Source organism: Sinorhizobium meliloti (assembly GCF_017876815.1).
Lineage (GTDB): Bacteria > Pseudomonadota > Alphaproteobacteria > Rhizobiales > Rhizobiaceae > Sinorhizobium > Sinorhizobium meliloti.
In genome coordinates this window covers 2,618,602-2,634,954 of record NZ_JAGIOS010000001.1, presented here as the reverse complement: position 1 = coordinate 2,634,954, position 16,353 = coordinate 2,618,602, and the positions used below count along the sequence as shown (strand labels likewise).

At 64.1% G+C, this 16,353-nt stretch carries 15 protein-coding genes; all 15 read right to left on the bottom strand.

Going from position 1 to position 16,353, the window contains the following annotated elements:
* Positions 1-8: 8 nt before the first annotated feature.
* Positions 9-776: a triose-phosphate isomerase gene (locus JOH52_RS12540; protein ID WP_010969784.1), complete on the bottom strand. Its 768-nt coding sequence runs from the start codon at positions 774-776 to the stop codon at positions 9-11.
* Positions 773-1,558 carry a DeoR/GlpR family DNA-binding transcription regulator gene (locus JOH52_RS12535; protein ID WP_010969785.1) on the bottom strand — a complete coding sequence of 262 codons (786 nt, stop codon included), beginning with the start codon at positions 1,556-1,558 and terminating at the stop codon, positions 773-775. Before JOH52_RS12535 ends, JOH52_RS12540 begins: the two co-directional genes overlap by 4 nt.
* Positions 1,559-1,651: 93 nt before the next feature.
* Entirely contained in the window at positions 1,652-2,590 is a 939-nt protein-coding gene (locus JOH52_RS12530; RefSeq protein WP_010969786.1) for a sugar phosphate isomerase/epimerase family protein, read from the bottom strand.
* A 13-nt stretch (positions 2,591-2,603) separates the two neighbouring features.
* Entirely contained in the window at positions 2,604-3,449 is an 846-nt protein-coding gene (locus JOH52_RS12525; protein WP_010969787.1) for a TIGR01459 family HAD-type hydrolase, read from the bottom strand.
* Positions 3,446-4,729 carry an FGGY-family carbohydrate kinase gene (locus tag JOH52_RS12520; protein ID WP_010969788.1) on the bottom strand — a complete coding sequence of 428 codons (1,284 nt, stop codon included), beginning with the start codon at positions 4,727-4,729 and terminating at the stop codon, positions 3,446-3,448. Before JOH52_RS12520 ends, JOH52_RS12525 begins: the two co-directional genes overlap by 4 nt.
* Positions 4,726-5,781: a class II aldolase gene (locus tag JOH52_RS12515; protein WP_014529252.1), complete on the bottom strand. Its 1,056-nt coding sequence runs from the start codon at positions 5,779-5,781 to the stop codon at positions 4,726-4,728. The genes JOH52_RS12520 and JOH52_RS12515 overlap by 4 nt, the downstream gene beginning before the upstream one ends.
* 13 nt (positions 5,782-5,794) lie before the next feature.
* Positions 5,795-7,333, bottom strand: a complete 1,539-nt coding sequence (locus JOH52_RS12510) for a glycerol-3-phosphate dehydrogenase (RefSeq protein WP_003537289.1) — start codon at positions 7,331-7,333, stop codon at positions 5,795-5,797.
* Between the two features lie 4 nt (positions 7,334-7,337).
* Positions 7,338-8,006 carry a class II aldolase/adducin family protein gene (locus JOH52_RS12505; protein ID WP_010969791.1) on the bottom strand — a complete coding sequence of 223 codons (669 nt, stop codon included), beginning with the start codon at positions 8,004-8,006 and terminating at the stop codon, positions 7,338-7,340.
* A gap of 9 nt (positions 8,007-8,015) precedes the next feature.
* A complete protein-coding gene (locus JOH52_RS12500) occupies positions 8,016-9,053 on the bottom strand; it encodes a 2-hydroxyacid dehydrogenase (protein ID WP_010969792.1) in 1,038 nt (345 codons plus the stop codon).
* Positions 9,050-10,627: an FGGY-family carbohydrate kinase gene (locus JOH52_RS12495; RefSeq protein WP_010969793.1), complete on the bottom strand. Its 1,578-nt coding sequence runs from the start codon at positions 10,625-10,627 to the stop codon at positions 9,050-9,052. Before JOH52_RS12495 ends, JOH52_RS12500 begins: the two co-directional genes overlap by 4 nt.
* Positions 10,627-11,751 carry an ABC transporter ATP-binding protein gene (locus tag JOH52_RS12490; RefSeq protein ID WP_010969794.1) on the bottom strand — a complete coding sequence of 375 codons (1,125 nt, stop codon included), beginning with the start codon at positions 11,749-11,751 and terminating at the stop codon, positions 10,627-10,629. The genes JOH52_RS12495 and JOH52_RS12490 overlap by 1 nt, the downstream gene beginning before the upstream one ends.
* The gene (locus JOH52_RS12485; RefSeq protein ID WP_010969795.1) at positions 11,748-12,866 is read right to left on the bottom strand and encodes an ABC transporter ATP-binding protein; all 1,119 of its coding nucleotides are present in this window, start codon (positions 12,864-12,866) and stop codon (positions 11,748-11,750) included. The genes JOH52_RS12490 and JOH52_RS12485 overlap by 4 nt, the downstream gene beginning before the upstream one ends.
* A gap of 4 nt (positions 12,867-12,870) precedes the next feature.
* Entirely contained in the window at positions 12,871-13,728 is an 858-nt protein-coding gene (locus JOH52_RS12480) for a carbohydrate ABC transporter permease (RefSeq protein ID WP_010969796.1), read from the bottom strand.
* A gap of 11 nt (positions 13,729-13,739) precedes the next feature.
* The gene (locus tag JOH52_RS12475; protein WP_003536394.1) at positions 13,740-14,663 is read right to left on the bottom strand and encodes a carbohydrate ABC transporter permease; all 924 of its coding nucleotides are present in this window, start codon (positions 14,661-14,663) and stop codon (positions 13,740-13,742) included.
* A 183-nt stretch (positions 14,664-14,846) separates the two neighbouring features.
* Positions 14,847-16,292, bottom strand: coding sequence for an ABC transporter substrate-binding protein (locus JOH52_RS12470; RefSeq protein WP_003536396.1), 1,446 nt, complete (start codon positions 16,290-16,292; stop codon positions 14,847-14,849).
* Positions 16,293-16,353: the final 61 nt, after the last annotated feature.

The following is a 16,353-nucleotide window of genomic DNA, read 5'->3' as shown; positions in this document are numbered from 1 at the left end:
CCGGCAACTCAGATCGCCCGGGCTACGCGTTGCAAAATGTCGAGATAGCCGCCGACGTCCCAGGCGGAGCGGCCGATGAAGAGCCCGTCGATATGGGGTTGGAGGATCAATTCCTCGCAGTTCTGAGGATTGACGCTGCCGCCATAGAGCACCGGAACCTTCACGCCGAGTGCACGCTCGGCGACTTCGCCAATGAGGCGATGGCGGGCGTCCGCATAGTCGGCGGTCGCCGGTATGCCGTTGACGCCGATCGCCCAGACGGGCTCGTAAGCCAGAAGAACGGGCGCCTTCCGCGCCGCGCCTTCGAGAAAGGCAAAGGCGCCTTCCACCTGGCGCTTCAGGACAGTATCCGCCTCGCCCGCTTCGCGTTGCGCGAGAGTTTCGCCGATGCAGATCAACGGCACGAGCCCATGCTTGACGGCGGCTGCCGTCTTCAAGCCCACGGTGCGGTCGGTCTCGCCGAAATGCTCCCGCCGCTCGCTGTGGCCGAGCTCGACGATGTCGAGATCGCAATCGCTCAGCATGACCGGGGAAATTTCGCCGGTCCAGGCGCCGGCATCGTCCCAGTGCATGTTCTGCGCACCGACCTTGACGCTCGTCGCCTTAAGCCTTTCCTTCACCTGCCGCGCGGCGGTGAACGGAGGAATGACGAAGCGCTGTATCCGCTGATCGCGCGCATCGTCGGCGGCAGCAAGACCGTCGGCGAAGACCATTGCCTCGGCCAGCGTCTTGTTCATCTTCCAGCTCGTGCCGACCCAGAGACCAGACTTGCTCATGCGTTCTCCAATATTTTCCTGACGTCGATCCTGACGAGCTTGACGCCGGCGTCACCGAGCGCCGCCGCATTCCCCTCGGACACTTCGTTTCCGGTCAGCACCGCATCGAAGGCCGTGAGCCCCGTCAGAAAATGCAGGGCCGAGCGGCCGAACTTGCCGTGGTCCACCAGGAGATATTTGCGGCTGGCGGATTTCACCATTTGGCGCTTGATCTGCACGACCTCCTGATCCTGGTGGAAAGCTGATGCGCCCTCGATGGCCGAACTCGACAGGAAGGCCACGTCGGCGCGCAGCGAGCGCAGCGCCTCCTCGGTGACGACACCGAAAAAGCCGTTGAATTTCTTGCTGTAATGACCGCCGAGCGCGATCAGGTTGATGCCCGGTGCTCCCGAAAGATCGGCAATGACGCCGAGATTGTTGGTGATGACGGTGAGCGGGCGAATATCCCTGACAAACCCTGCGATCGCGCCGGCCGTCGAGCTGTCGTCGATGATGATGCTCTGGCCGGGCTCGATCAGCGTCGCCGCATGTTGCGCAAGGCGGCGCTTCTCGCCGGTCGCGATCTTTTCACGGTACCGGAAATCGCTTTCAAATTGCGGGCTCGACTGAATGGAAGCGCCGCCATGGACCTTCCGCAGGAGCCCCGCCTGCTCGAGATCGTCAAGGTCCCGATGAACCGTCATCTTGCTGACGCCGAAGCGAAGGGCGAGTTCCTCGACGGAGGCTGTCCCAGCCTCCATCAGAACATCCATGATCGCCTGGCGTCTGTCTTCCGGTTTCATCGTATCGTCCCGTCAGGTGCAGCCTCCGCTGCCCCAAGGGAAAGGTAACATTCTTATGTTATTTTTCAACTCAAATCTGGGATTTTGTTACATTCACATGTGATATTTCGAAGCATTGAATCCGGTGTCGATAAACGGCTCCCAGAATTCAACAGACTCCCGGATCATCTCCACCACGTTGCGGTCGGTCGGTTCACGTTCGCGGAAGGAGAGTTCGAGGCAGATCTCGTTGTCCGTGCCGCCTCCCCTCCTGACGGCGTCGAGCAGTCGCTCGGGCGTGATCCTGCCGTCCTTGTTGTAGACGGCCGTGAAGGGCCAGTGTCCGCCCTTGTTCATCGAGGACTGCTTGACGTGGATGATCGGCGACTGCCGCGGAAAGGCCTCCGCCCAGGCATAGGGATCGACATCGGCGGCGTTCGGCGATGTGACGTCGCCATGGTCGATGTCGACCATCATCCTCATCGGGATCGGCAGGTCGGCTGCCGCCAGACGCCGGTCGAGTGCCCTGCACTCCTCGATCGTGTGGCCGAACTCGCGGCCGACCGACATCGGCTCCCAGAAGACATAGGAAAGGCCCGCGGCCTTGGCGTGCTCCGCCACCTCGCGCCAGCATTCGATGGCGATCGTCATCAGTTCTTCCCGACGCGCAGGGTCGTGATAATCCCTGAGCGTGAAGATCGCGAATTGCGTACCCATGCCGGAAGCGCCGAGCTCGGCGGAGATATCGGCGAAGGTCTTGAACCAGTCGACATAATAGCGCCGGACGTCCGCGTCGGGATGTCCGAAATGATTGAGACGGCCATAGGGGCCTGTCATGCCGGAGGTGATCTTCACGCCGGTACGGCCGAGCGCCGTTCGAAACTGCCGGAGCGTCTTGTTGATCGTCGCCGCCGGCCAGCCGGGATTGACGAATTCATGGGTGAGCTGGACATGACCGATACGGATCTTCTCGGCGATGGTATCGATCAGGTCGTCCGCCTCGGCAAAGCGGTTGACCAGAGGATTGGTGTTGAGCGACAGCGTGAAGGCCATTGCCGGCTCCTTGCTACCAGAGGAATTTCGGGAGGATGAAATCGGGGCTCGCGCCGTGCTCCCGGAAGAGTTGCCGGCGCTCCGCGTCCGACCGGTGCTCGAGAATGCCGGTGGCGACGAGCACCGAGCCGAGCCCGGCCGCCGCAGCCCCGGCGATGTCATGCTCGACGCTATCGCCTATGGCACAGACGCGCCGCGGGTCCGGCCGCCCGAGAAAATCGAGCGCGAAGTCGTAGATGTCGGCAAACGGCTTCCCGATCCAGCGGACGGGACCGCCCAGCTCTTCGTAAAGCTCGGCGATGCGACCGGCGCCGAAGGCCGGGCCGCTCCTCGTCAGCATCACCTTGTCCGGATTCGTGCAGAGGCACGGGATGCCCCGCCGGGCCGCCGGGCCCAGCAGATCTTCGTAATAGGAAAGCGGATGGATATCGCCCTCGCTCCCCGCCAGCAGCACGATGTCGGCATCCTCACCGCTCTCGGTGCGGACGAGGTTCAGCCCCTTGAGCGGCGACTGATCGCCATCGCGGCTGATCAGAAGGCATTTGCGCGCTGCGCCACCCTCGCCTTCGGCCTCTCGTTTCAAGAGCTGCCAGGCAACCTCCCCCGAGGTCAGGAACCAGTCCCAGCTTCCGCCCTCGAAACCGAGCGCCTCCAGCCGCCGGTCGTTCTCGGCCGAGCGCTTGCCGGAATTGGAGAGGATGATGACCCGCTTTCCGGCCTGCTTGAGGCGGACAAGCGTTTCCGCCGCACCCGGATAGGGTCCGCGCCCGTCTCTCAGCACTCCGTATTGATCCACGAGGAAGGCATCATATGCGTCTGCGACCGCAGAGAGGGCTGGAATTTCCCGGACGACGCTCATAGCACGCCCGCCTCTTTCGCTCCGGAAAGCGCCAGGCGAGCGGCGCCGGCAGCAGCCTCCTCCGATAGCACCGGCAGGAAGGGAACGACGAGCCTCCGTTTTCGGATTTCGGTCCACACCCCGTTCTTCGCGCCGCCGCCGACGGTGCGGATCGAGCCCAGGGCCGGGCTGCCGAGGGATACGAGCCGCTCATAAGCAAGACGCTCGACGCCCGCGATGCCCTCGAAGATCGCCTTCAGGAATTCGGCGTCCTCCGTCGGGCGCGGTTCCATGCGCGGCATGAAGGCGGGATCGGCCACCGGGAACCGCTCGCCGGGTTTCAGCAGCGGATAGAAGTCGAGGCCCGTGTCGCTCGCCGGATCGATTTGCTCCGAAAGCTCGGCGATCCGATCGTTGCTGAAATGCGCGGCGAGAACCGCGCCGCCTGTGTTGGAGGCGCCGCCGGCAAGCCACATGTCGCCGATCCGGTGGCTGTAGAGCCCGAATTCCGGGGCAAAGAGCGGCTTGTCGGAGAGCATCTTCACAGTCAGCGTCGTGCCCAGCGCACTTACGGCGTCACCCGGCCGGTCAGCCCCGGTCGCAAGGAAAGAAGCGCAGCCATCCGTCGTACCCGCGACGATAACGGTTTCGCTCGGCAGGCCGAAGGCTTCCGCCGCGGCAGGCGAGATCGTCGCGACCGGCGCCCCCGCCGGCAAAACATCGGGTAGAAGATCGATACGCGCGCCGGTCCGCGCAAGCCATTCCGGCCAGTTGCGGGCAACGGGATCGTAGCCGGTCTTCAGCGCGTTGTTTTCGTCGCTGATGTCATAAAGCCCGGTGAAATGGCCGGCAATCCAGTCGGCCTGATGAATGACACGGAAGACCTCCGGGAGCGACTGGAAGGTCAGCAGCTTGGCGAGCCCCGAGGTCGCGCCATGCGCGGCGCTCTCCTTGGGCGCATGGACGGCGATGCGCTCCAGAATGGCGGTGTCGCCGACCGGGTCGTTATACATGAGCGGCGTCGCGAGCGGCGCGCCGTCCGCAGCGACCGGGAGCATGGTGCCCGACGTGCCGTCGATGCCGACCGCACATATATGCGAGCCGTCGATCGCTTCGAGTGCCTGCGCAAGCGCGGCCTGAACCGCCTTCCACCAGCCGAGCGGATCGCGATGGTCATCGGAAAAGGCGGTAAGCCTGGCTGCGCCCGATGCGACGATCTCGCCTGCAGCTGTCATCGCCACGGCACGCGCACCGGACGTGCCAAGGTCGATTCCGAGAACGAGCTTGCCCTGCCCGCTCATTGCAGCACCTGCCCTGCACGGTTCAGCTGCTGGCGGTATTTTTCCGCGTCCCAGCCGAGAAGTTCCGCGTTTTCCGCATCGGTGAGATAGCGCAGACTTGCACCGTCCGGGATTCGCGCCGTCACGTCCGAAAGGCAGTGCGCCATGGCGAGCGCGCCGGCCGAAATATCCTTGAGCACCAAGGCGCCCTTGCCGGGAAAGAGAAGGACCGGCGGCAGGCTCTCTCCGGCGCGACGGAAGCCCTCTTCGAGAGAGAGCGCGTTTTCTCCCGGAGCCGCGACAACCGATCCCTTGCCGAGAAAGATCACGTGGTCCGGATAGAGGCTGCCTCCGGCGGCAATTCTGCAGCTTTCGAGGTCGGTCGCGGCATCGTGGATCCGCCCGTCGTCGGGCAACCGATAGGCGCTGTTGACCGCAAGGCGCGACAGCGCCTCCAGGTCGGCGGAAGGCGCCTGCCGCACCGGCACGGCAAAGCGTTGGGATACCTCTGCGAGAAGACGCGCCGCGTCCCCGACCGTCTCGGCGGCGACGGCGAGCCCGTGATTTCCGAGCACCAGGACCGAGGTGTCCGCCTGAATCCGCTCGGCAATTGCCTTGGCGAGCGGCAACCCCGGCCTGGCATAGGGAACGAAGGCGTAGGGAATGCCCTGAAGCTTCTCCCCGGCAATCGCCGCCGCGTCGGCGCGAACGGCGGTCGCGATCGTCTCGACGCAATGAACGTGCACCACCACCTTCTGCGGCATCAGCGCGTGGACCGTGGTTTCGATCGACGGCCTAAGGCCCGAGGGGTTCAGATCCCTAACGACGAAATCCTGCGCCTTCTCCGTCGCCGGGTCGTCCCGCTCCAGCGCGTCGAGCAGCGGGTCGAGCGCGACCGGCACCATCACGTCGCGCCGACGGGCATGGGCAAGCCACAGGCCGGAAGCCTTGATCCAGAGGGTTCCACCCTCCTTGATCGAGGTATTGCCGCCCGCGCCCTGGACGAGATCCGGATCGGCGCCGACACGCGCCGACAGATCGAGAAGCGCTTCGAATTCGGAGCTTCGCAACATCAATTCTTCCTTCTCACGCCGCAGCCTGCTGGCCTTCGAACCAGCCGCTGAAGGCCCGCTTCTCGGCTTCGCTCATGTGCAGGCCGTGCTTCGTGCGCCGCTCGATCAGGTCCTCCGCCGTGCGCGCCCATTCATTCTCTATGAGGAAGCGGGCTTCCCGCTCCCGGAAGAGCGGGGTGAACGCCGTTCCAAGCTCGTCGAGCGAGGTGGCGCCGCCGATCAGATCATGCGCCCGCGTGCCGTAAAGCCGGGCGTAGTGCTTGGCGAGGTCCGCCGGCAGCCATCGGTAGCGCGCGCGCAGTTCGCCGAGGAACTGGTCGAAATCCGCATCCGCCATGTCGCCGCCCGGTAGATGCGCACGCGCCGTCCAGGCCGGGCCCATCGTGGGAAAGAAAGGCCTCAACCGTTCGAGCGCGTGCTCGGAGAGCTTGCGGAAGGTCGTGATCTTGCCGCCGAACACCGAGAGCAGCGGCGCTTCCTTCCCGGCGGCGTCGAGCTCGAAAATATAGTCGCGTGTCACCGCCGACGGATTTTCGGCATTGTCGTCGTAAAGCGGACGCACACCCGAGAAGCTGTGAAGGATGTCGCCCGGCGCCAATTGCTGCTTGAAATAGCGGTTCACCGATTTCAGGAGGTAGGCGACCTCGTTTTCGTCGGCCGTGACGTCCTCAGGCCGCCCGTCATAGGGAATATCCGTGGTGCCGATCAGCGCCAGATCGTTCTGATAGGGATTGATGAAAATCACGCGCTTGTCTGGGTTCTGGACGAGATAGGCTTGCCGCCCCTCCCAGAACTTCGGCACGACGATGTGGCTGCCCTTGACGAGGCGCACGCTGCGGCTCGAATTCAGTCCGGCAACCCGGCCGATCACGTCGTTGACCCAAGGCCCGGCGGTGTTGACCACGCAGCGCGCCTTGGCCTCCGTCTTCGCGCCGGTCTCCGCATCGGTCATCTCGACGTGCCAGAGGTCGCCGCGCCGGCGAATACTGGTGCAGGCGGTGCGGGTCAGTATCCGGGCGCCTTTCTTTTTCGCGTCGAGCGCGTTCAACACCACGAGTCGGGCATCGTCCACCCAACAGTCGGAATATTCGAAGGCCTTGCGATAGGCCGGCTTGATCGCAGCGCCTTCCGGGGCCGTGCGCAGGTTGAGCACCCGCGTGCCGGGGAGACGCTTGCGGCCGCCCAGGTGATCGTAGAGGAAGAGGCCGAGCCGCACGAGCCAGGCCGGCCGGTCGGCGGGATTGTGCGGCAGCACGAAACGCATCGGCCAGATGATGTGAGGTGCGGATTCCAGCAGAACCTCGCGCTCGATCAGGGCTTCGCGCACCAGGCGGAACTCGTAATATTCGAGGTAGCGTAAGCCGCCATGGACGAGCTTGCCGGAGCGGGAACTCGTGCCCTGCGCCAGATCGTCCTTCTCGCAGAGGAGGACCGAGAGCCCCCGCCCTGCCGCGTCGCGGGCAATGCCCGCCCCGTTGATGCCGCCGCCGATGACGAAAAGGTCGTATGTGCCGGTTTCGGAACTCACGTGCTTGTCTCCTGTCGTCGTCATGCGGTCAGGCGGCCTCGCCCTTGGGTTTGTCCTGATGGCCGTAAGTGGCAAATCCCTCGATGACGCCGGCGATTTCCTCCTGCGGCAGGACCACCGGACCGCCGATCAGGAGCACGTGGTAATATTGCTTGGCGATCGTCTCGAGCTCGACCGCCGCCCACATCGCCTTTTCCAGGCTCGAACCGGTCGCGATCATGCCGTGATTGGCCATGAGGCAGGCGGAACGCCCCTCCATCGCCTTCAGCACGTTTTCCGACAGCGCCTTCGTGCCGTAGCGGGCGTAATCGGCGACGCGCACGTCGGAACCGCCGAAGGCGGCGATCATGTAGTGACAGGCGGGAATCGGCTTGCGCGCCATCGCGAGGATCGTCGAGAAGCTCGCGTGGGTATGAACGACGGCGCCGACATCCGGCCGCGCCCGCAGAATGTCGAGGTGGAAGGGCCATTCGACCGAGGGCTTCTTCGGCCCTACCCAGGCGCCATACTCGCCCTCGATCGGCATGGCGACGATCATGTCCGGCGTCATCTCGGCATAGGGGATCGCAGACGGGGTGATCAGCATCGTGCCGCCGTGGCGCAGGCTGATATTGCCCGAAGTGCCCTGGTTGAGGCCGATCGCATTCATGTGGCGGCAATGGTCGATGATCGACTGGCGCAGTTGAAGTTCGTTCATCGTCCTACCTCAGCACGGATTGACCGGCGGCAGGCCGGCGATGTAGCGGCGCACTTCCTCTGCGGCCATTTCCGCCGCATAGGTCACGGTGCGCACCGACGCGCCCGCTATATGCGGCGTCAGCGTCACATTGGGAAGTTTCAAGAGCGGCCAGTCTTCCGGCACGGGCTCGACGGCAAAGGTCTCCAGCATCGCGCTTGCGAGATGGCCGCTGACGAGATTCTCGTAAAGCGCGTCATAGTCGCAGAGCGGCCCGCGGGCCGTGTTCACGAAGATCGCCCCCGGCTTCATCTTCGCGAAGGTCTCCGCATTCATCAAGTTCTTCGTCTCTTCGCTGACGCGCGGATGAAGCGTAACCAGGTCGGCGCGGGCAAGCAGTTCGTCCAACGCGACGTGTTCGACGCCGGCATTCCGGTCTTCGGCGCTGAGCTGCACATAGGGATCGTGGACGAGCACCTTGGTGCCGAAAGCACGAAGCAGCCGGACCACCTTGGTGCCGATATTGCCGTAGCCGATGACGCCGACCGTCATTTCGGAAAGCTCGCGGCCGGTGCGGTCGGCGCGGTAGAGATCACCCCGCCATTCGCTCCGCCTCAGCGCCTCGTGCCCCACGCGGATGAGGCGCGTCTCCGCGAGGATGGCACCGATCGTGAATTCGGCGACGGCGCTCGCATTGCGGCCGGGCGTATTGACGACGAGGACGCCCGCCTCGCGAGCGGCTTTCATGTCGATATTGACCGGACCGCCGCGCGAGACGGCGACGAGCTTCAATCCCGGCAGGTCGGCCAGCATGGTTCGGGACAGCGGCGCAAGCTGCGTCACGAGGATTTCGGCATCGCCGACGAAGTCGACGATGTCCCCGGGCTTGCCGAGATATTCCTTGAGGCCGTCCATCCCCTCGACGGCATAGCCGTGCTCCATCGGCACGTCCGGCCAGGGCAGCTCGAGCATGCTTATCTCATGCTCGTCGCCGCATGCCTCGACGATCTTGTCGCGAAAAACATCCGGCAGCATGAACCGGTCGCCGATAATGGCTATCTTCTTCATTGCGGTCTTTCCTGTTGGTTTCCCGTTCCGGCTGCGTGGGAGAGCGCATGCCAGACGGGTTGAAGCGCGAGGCGCGACTGCTTGTAAGCGGGGAAAAGCGCGTCATAGCGGCGCGCGAGCTCTTCATCCGCGGGTTCTGCCGGCCGATGGTGCGGCCGCACCCATTCGCGGACGCAGTCGGCCATGGAGGGATAGATGCCCAGAGAGACGGCGGCGATCATCGCCGCACCGGCGGCACCCGCCTCCTCGCGTTCGCTGGTCTGGATGCTGGCGCCGAGAGCCCCGCCGAGAATGCGGCGTAGCGAGGCGCTGCGCGCAGCTCCTCCCGACAGACGGACGCAGGCCGGCAGCGGCCCCATCGCGGCGTAACAGTCCCGCGAGGCAAAGGCGAGGCCGTCGAAGACCGCGCGCACCATGTCCCCGAAGCCGTGGTTGATCGAAAGCCCGACGAAGGAGGCGCGGGCCGAGGCATCGACAAAGGGGCCGCGCTCACCGGCCTCCGAAATATAGGGCTGGAAGAGAAGCGGAGTCTCGTTCGCTTCGGAAAGCCAGCCGTCCACATGGGCGAGCAGATCGTTCTTCGATTTCTCGATCCCCATGCCCTTGAGGAGACCTCCCGCAAACTGCAGGATCCAGTCGATATTGAGCGTCGCCGCCATATTCGACTGCATCTGCGCATAGGTGCCGGGTATCGGCATGCACATGGTGTAGCCGGTGTGATCCTGGTTGAGCCGGACATCGTCGGCGCCGGCCGCCAGACGCATGTGCATGCCCGTGGAGCCTATGATCGAGCAGCCCGTGTCGGTTCCGGGATCGTAAAGGCCCGCGCCGAGCGCCGTGCAGACGACGTCGACATAGCCGAGCACCACCGGCGTCCCCGCCGGCAAGCCCGTGGCAGCCGCGGCGGCGGCCGAGAGAGGGTGATGCGTGCTCGCCCCGTCGACGATTTCCGGCAGCAGGTGCTTGAGTTCGTTGAGACCGAGAAAGTCGATCACCTCATCGGAATACTGGCGCTTGCGGAAATCGCCGAAGGTGAAATTCGCTTCCGAGGGATCGGTCGCGCGCTTGTCCGTGAGGTTGAAATAGAGCCAGTCCTTGCAATGGAAAGCGGTCGCAGCGCCTTGCAGCATCTCCGGCGCATGATCCTTCATCCAGCGCAGCTGCGGGCCCTGCTGGCAGGCGGCAAGACCCGAGCCGGTGCGCGAGAAACGCTCCGCATCGCCGCTTTCGGCACGCAGGCGCTCGACGATTGCGCCCGCGCGCGCATCGAGCCAGAGCCAGCCCTTGCCCACCGGCTCGCCCTCTCTGTCGATCATCCAGGTGCCGTCCCCCTGACCGGTCACCGCGATGGCGGCAACACGGCCAGGGAGGTTCTCGATCCTGGCCGAGAGCTCGACCAGGGTTTTGACTGTGTCCGTCCAGGTACGCCGCAACTCCTGAACGCTGCCGGTGCGGCCCACCGCCTCATAGCTGTTCGGAACCGCCGTCATCGCCAGCTGCCGGCCGCCTAGATCGAAGGCGACCGACTTGATGACGGACGTCCCGGCATCGATGCCGATGAGGATGTCGCGCATCAGGCGAGCTCCTCGCCGTGCGAGATCGCCATACCGCTCTCGCTGTCGAAGACGTGGAGGCTTGCAGGGTCGAGCCGGATGCCGATCGGCTGACCGATCTCCAGGCTGGTACGGTCATGTTCGACCAGCACCATGGTGCCGCCGGCGAAATCGGCCGCGATATGGGTCTGGTCGCCGAGCCATTGATTGACGGCAACGCGGCCCGTCACCCCGTCTGCACTGCGCCGGACGGAATAGGGCCGGATGCCGAGAACCACATTCTGGCGCTTCATCAGCGCATCGCGGACGGCATGGGAGAAATCGGCGGCCTGATACTCGAGCCGGACGCCGTCCTTGAGGCCGAAGGTCACGCGAGCATCCGTGCCGCTGATGCTTGCCTCGAAGACGTTCATCGGCGGCTCGCCGACGAAGGTTCCGGTGAAGAGATTCGCCGGCCGTTCCTTGATCTTCTGGGGCGTGTCGAACTGCTGCAGCACCCCGCCTTCCATGACGGCGATCCGGTCGGCGAGCGCATTCGCCTCGGTCTGGTCGTGGGTGACGAGGATGGCGGTCAGCCCGCGCTCCTTGATGTAGTGCTTGATGCGGCCGCGCAGCACGGCGCGCAATTGCGGCTCGAGCTGGCCCATCGGCTCGTCGAGAAGATGCAGGTCGGCATCGCGGATGAGCGCACGCCCGAGGGACGCCCTCTGCTGCTGGCCGCCGGAAATCGAACTCGGATAACGCCCGAGAATATCCTCGATCTCGAGCAGCTTGGCGATGCTCGCTACCTTCTCTTCGACGACGCTCTGCGAAAGCTTCGACGCCTTGAGCGCAAAAGCTATGTTTTCCCGCACCGTCAGCGGCGGATAGAGCGAATAGCCCTCGAAGGCCATGGCGACGTTGCGGCGGACCGGCGCAAGCATATGCACCTGCCGGCCGGCGACCGAAATCGTGCCGCGCGATACCGGTTCGAAGCCGGCAATCATTCGAAGGGTCGAGGTCTTGCCGCAGCCGGAGGAGCCCAGAAGCGCGATGATCTCACCCTTCTTCACCTCCATCTTCAGCTGCTTCACGGCGTGAACGCCGTAGTCGACCGGACCATAGAACTTGTCGACGTTGTCGATCAAAAGAGCGGTAGCGTTCATGCCGCTTCTCCATCGCGCTTGGATGCCAGTTCGGAAGGAAGGATGCGCTGACCCGTCGCCTTGTCGAACAGAAAGGCCGCCCGACCGTCGACTGCGATATGCGCCGGTCCGGCGACCGGGCCGGGGGTGCCGGCAGGGCGGGACACCAGTATCTCGCGGCCGCGGGCGGTCAGCGCCAGCGTCACGGTCTTCTCGTTGAGCGGCGTTTCCGCCTCGACGGTCACCGGAATCGCGCCATGCGCGCTGGCTTCGGCAAAAGCGATCGTCTCGGGGCGCAGGCCGAGGACGCACTGCTTTTCGATAATTTCCGCGCCGAAGCCCGGCAGGCGCAGCCGCATGTCGGAGAGTTCGACGAAGGCGCCGTCCGGACCGCGCTGCGGCACGACATCGAGCAGGTTGATGGTCGGATCGCCGAAGAGCCGGGCGATCTCGATGTCGGCAGGCGCGTTGTAGATTTCCGCCGGCGTGCCGATCTGGCGGATACGCCCATGCGCCATGACCGCGATGCGGTCGCCGAGCGCCATTGCCTCCTTGTAGTCCTGCGTGACGTAGATGACGGTCGCCCCTTGAGCGGCAAGCAGGCGCGGCAGTTCCAGCCTCATCTCGAAGCGCAGCTTGGCGTCGACGTTGCGAAGCGGATCGTCGAGGAGCAGCAGCGGCGGCGAGCCCACGAGGGCGCGTGCAAGCGCCGTGCGCTGCTTCTGGCCGTTGGAGAGCGCCTTCGGATGATGGCTCAGCACATGATCGATCTTCAGGAGCTTTGCGACTTTGTGCACGCCGGCGGCGATCGTATCCCTGGACGACTTCCGCGAGGTCAGCGCGCTGGCGATGTTGTCGAAAGCACTCATATGCGGGAACAGCGCAAAGTTCTGGAACGCCATGCCGAGGCCGCGATGTTCCGCGTCCACGTCCGTCATGTCCTCGCCGCCGATCAGGACCCGGCCGCCATCCGGTTCGATGACGCCGGCGATCAGCCGAAGCAGAACGGTCTTGCCGGAACCGGACGGACCGAAGAGCACCAGTCGCTCGCCATTGGCCACGTCGAGCGAAAGATCGTCCAGGACCGTCTGGCTCTTGTAGCGCTTGACGATGTTTTTCAGTTGCAGCGTAGTCATTCGATTATCCCTTCACCGCACCGAGCGACAGGCCTTCGACGAGGTAGCGCTGGGCGTAGAGTGCGAGTGCGAGCGTCGGCGTGATCGAGAGCACGATCGCGGCGGCGATCTGGCCGTACTGGATGCCCGAGGCCGTGACGAAGGCCAGCGCGCCGACCGTCACCGGCTGCTTGTCTGCGGAAGCCAGCACCAGGGCGAACACGAAATTGTTCCAGGCGAAGATGAAGGCGAGCAGACCGGCCGCTGCGATCCCGGGACCTGCCAGCGGCAGGGCGATCTTGCGGAACGTCGAGAACCAGGAGTGGCCGGCGATGCGATAGGCATATTCGACGTCGGCCGAGATGTCCTCGAAATAGCCGCGCACGATCCAGAGAATGAGCGGCAGGCAGATCAGCTGGTAGATCCAGATGAGACCGAAATAGGTGTTCGAGAGGCCAAGCCACTGAAAATACTGCGTCAAGGGCAGCAACACGAGCAGTGGCGGCGCAAAGCGGAAGGAGAGGAGCGTGAAGGCAATGTCCTCCGATCCCCTGAACTTGTGCCGAGCGAAGGCATAGGCCGCCGGCACGCCGAGGACCAGCGCCAGCGCTACGGAAGCGACCGACAGCAGGACCGAATTGCCGAGATTGCGCATGAAGGCGATATCGAGCGTGCCGGAAGCGGTCTGGAGTTTGCCGGTGATCAGCGCCGCATAATTCTCGAGCGTCGGCGTGAAGACCACCGATGGGGGTATTCTGAGGATCGTCTCGTTCGTCTGGAACGACATGAGGAAGATCCAGACGATCGGGAACATGAAGAAGACGACGACCAGGGTAAGCGCGACGCCGCGCAGGAGTCTTTCGACCGGAGAGGTGGTTTCCATTTTCGGCCTCCTTACGCTTCGCCGCGGGCGCGTTCGCGCAGCCGGAGCCAGTTCTTGATAAAGATGTTCGACAGCGCGTAGGTGATCGCCCACAGGATGATCAGCAGCGCCGCGGAACGCCCCACATTGGTCGACTGGAAGAAGTTGAGGTAAGCCTCGACCTGGAAGACCGTCAGCGTGTCTCCGGGCCCGCCCTGCGTCATCGCGTAGATGATGTCGAACTGCTGGATGGAATCGAGCAGGCGAAAGAGCGTCGCCGTCAGGATATAGGGCGTGAGCATCGGCAGGGTGATGCGGAAAAAGACGAAGCTGCGCGGCACGCCGTCGAGCGCGGCCGCTTCGAATGGCTGCGTCGGCAGCGAGCGCAGGCCCGCGAGCAGCAGGATCATGATGAAGGGCGTATAGACCCAGATGTCCACGAGCACGACGGTCAGCAGCGCCGTGTCCGGCGACGATGCCCAGCGGAAGTTCTCAAGGCCCACGAGACTTGCGAGATAGCTCAGGATCCCGAAGCCGGGATTGGTCATCAGCTTCCACATCAGCGCCGCAAGCGCCGGCGCCGTCATCAGCGGCAGGAGCAGCATGATCGAGATGAAGTTGTTGACCGTCGAGCGGCGCTGCAGGAGCAGCGCAATGCCGAGACCGAGCAGCAGCTCCAGGGTCACGGTGACGCCGGCATAGAGCAGCGAGATCTTCAGCGTGTTCCAGAAACCCGGATCGGTGAAGAAGTTCAGATAGTTCTCACCCCAGTTGAACTGGCGTGCCCAGGGCTGGCTGAGCCGGTAGCGCTGGAAGGAATAGATCACCGCCGTGAAGAACGGGATCAGGATACCGATGCACACGAGAAGCGCCGGCAGGGAGAGCACATAGGGCAAGGCCCTCTTGCTGATCCTGAACCTGCTGCCCCTTGGGCTGGAGTGCGTTACTGAAGCCATGGCCAGCTCCGTCTAAATGCCTGTGTCTATGACATAAGGGGTCGGCCGCGGCCGGCGCAGCCAGACCCCCTCTTCCATCTGTTTTTCGTGCCGAAACGGCGGCCCGCCGGCGGCGGGCTGGCCTGGAGCGGAAGGCGACGTCCGATGATGTCCGCCCGCTTCCGTTCCAAGCCGGGAGTGCGATCAGCCGAGCCCGGCTTCCGCGAGCTGCCGGTTGATGCTCTCGACAAGCCTGTCGAGACCCTCGTCGACCGGCACTTCCTTCGCCACCATCTTCTGCAGGGTCGCCGCCCATTCGGTGGTGAGGTCGAAGAAAAGCGGCTGGGGGGTGAAGTGGATCTTCGCGCCCGGCGCCGAAACGTCGTGCATCTCCACATATCCGGGATAGCTCTTGTTCAGCCGCTCGCGGAAGATCTCGTCCTTCCAGACCGATGCCCGGACCGGGTTGACGAAGTCCATCTTGGTCGCGCCGAAGATCGCGTGCTCGAGACCCGATGCCCATTGCAGGAAATACCAGGTCGCATCCTTGTCCTTCGCGAAGTTGGACATGGCCAGCGACCAGATCCAGATGTTCGGCGTCGGAGCCTTTGCCTCCGGGTTGGCGGCAAACGGAGCGTAAGCGAGCTTGCCTGCCATCTTGTTGTCGCCGCCGTTCATGAAATAGCCGAGAATGTCGGCGTCGTAGATCATGGCGGAGGCGCCGGCGCCGAGGTCCGTGCCGACCTGATACCAGGTATAGGTCGACCAGTCCTTCGGGCCGCTTTCCTGGATCATCTGCACCCATTTTGCGTGGAAGGCCTTGGATTCCGCCGTGTTCATCGCGGCCGAAAGCTTGCCGTCCTCCGAGACGTTCAGATCCTTCTGGCCGAAATTGGCGTAGCCGGAAAGGAAGCCCGGATGGATGGTCGCCCAGGAACGGGAGCCGCGCACGCCGATGCCGTAGACGCCGCCGCCTACGTCCTTGTTGAGCTTTGCCGCCGTGGCGACGAGTTCATCGAGGTTCTTCGGAACGCTGGCGCCGACCTTTTCGAACATCTCCTGGTTATAGGAGAGGTTGTTCTGCTCGTAGCCCCACGGAATGCACCATTGCTTGGCATCTTCCGAACCGAGCGCACCGCCCGGCTGGCCGTTCCATGCGCAGGAAGCCTTGACGCCCGGCAGGAAGTCGTCCCAGCCATATTGCGGATTTGTCTTCGCCGGATCCTTGATCCACTCGTTGAGGTCCGTGATCCAGCCGGCCGGACCGTAGGTCCAGGTCATATAGGCGCCGGTCATGAAGGCGTCGTATTCCGACGAGCCGGAAGAGAGCGCCGCCGTCACCTTGTCGAAATAGACATCCTCCGGGAAGACGTCATAGGTGACTTCGATGCCGGTCAGGTCCTTGAACGCCTGAAGATTGGCGATCATCGCATCCGCATAAGGATGCTTGTTCAGGAGCAGCTTCAGCGACTTGCCGGAATGTGCCTTCCAGTCGAAGTCGGCGGCAAGCGCCTGGGTCGACATCATGTTGAACAGGGTGCCGGCGGTGCCCGCCGTCAGGCCTGCCGCGCCAAGGCCCTTCAACAGGCCGCGACGGTCCACCTCTCCGCGCAGGAATGCGCCAATGAGGTCTTTCTCCTTGTCGTACATCTGTTCTCTCCTCCACTACGGGTAAAACTGCTCGACTGAGCTGCCGGCTACCCAACCGGTA